At 67.2% G+C, this 1,098-nt stretch carries 2 protein-coding genes; both read right to left on the bottom strand.

Annotated features, from left to right (window positions below; translation table 11 throughout):
• A partial coding sequence (locus tag IE307_RS46490) for an IS3 family transposase (RefSeq protein ID WP_191305922.1) occupies positions 1–846 on the bottom strand: 846 nt, incomplete at its 3' end.
• Positions 843–1,098, bottom strand: a 256-nt coding sequence (locus tag IE307_RS46485; RefSeq protein ID WP_191305921.1) for a transposase, incomplete at its 5' end; no start/stop codon positions are given. The genes IE307_RS46490 and IE307_RS46485, both read right to left, overlap by 4 nt.

Genomic DNA, 1,098 nt, shown 5'->3' with positions numbered 1-1,098 from the left:
GGGGGTTCGGTAGCCGACTGTCGAATGTAGACGGTTGTGGTTGTAGTAGTGGATGTAGCGGAATACATCGGATCGTGCCTGGTCACGGGTGGTCCAGGCGGTGGTGCCGATCTCGGTTTTGAGGGTGGCGAAGAAGGCTTCGGCGACGGCGTTGTCGTAGCAGGAGCCTTTGCGTCCGACTGAGGACCGGATCCCGTGCCGGGCGAGGGTGTCGCGGAAGTCGCGGGAGGTGTACTGGGTGCCGCGATCGGAGTGGAACACCGCGTCGTGGCTGATCAGACCACGTGCGGCGGCGAGATCGACGGCCTCTTGGACCAGGCCGGCGGGCATCTGCGCGGACATGGCGTGGCCGATGACCTCGCGACTGTGCAGGTCGATCACGGTCGCCAGGTAAAGCGTTCCTTGTCCGGTGGGCAGGTAGGTGATGTCGCCGACCAGCCGTGTTCCGGGCGCCTGGGCGGTGAAGTCACGGCCGATCAGGTCCGGCACCGGTGCCACCGCCACGGGGTCGGCGGGGACGGTGGTCAGCAGCCGGCGCCGACGCCGGCTGTGTGCGGTCACCGCGTGCTCGCGCATGATTCGCCCGACCCGCTTGTGGTTGATCACCACACCGCGTCGCCGCAGTTCAACGGTGATGCGCGGGCGCCCGTAGCAACCGCGGTGAGCACGGTGGATCTCGGTGATCACCGACGCCAGCTCCCGGTCCCGCCCGGCCCGCTCGAGGCGAGCCGGTCCGGCGGCTTCCCATTCGTAGAAGCCCTGCCGCCGCAGCTTCAGGACCTGGCACAACCGCTGCACGCCGAACTCGGCGCGGTGCTCGGAGATGAACCGGTAGCGGTGGATCATCGATCCATCTCGCGAGCAAAATAGGCGGCCGCTTTGCGGAGAATCTCGTTCTCCTTCTCCAGCTCCGCCAGCCGCTTGCGCAGCATCCGCGTCTCACCGGCCTGCTCGGCCTTGGCCACCAGTTCCGGATCGGCCTGCTGACGAGCCGTCCGGACCCAGCCCCGCAACGTCTCGTGCGAGACACCCAACTCCAGCGCGATCTGCCGCAACGACCGATCAGGAGACGACAACACCAACTCCACAGCGTCCCGA

Source organism: Lentzea cavernae (genome assembly GCF_014653695.1).
Lineage (GTDB): Bacteria > Actinomycetota > Actinomycetes > Mycobacteriales > Pseudonocardiaceae > Lentzea > Lentzea cavernae.
Note: the sequence above shows the minus strand (reverse complement) of the source record. Positions and strands in the feature narration are given on the sequence as shown.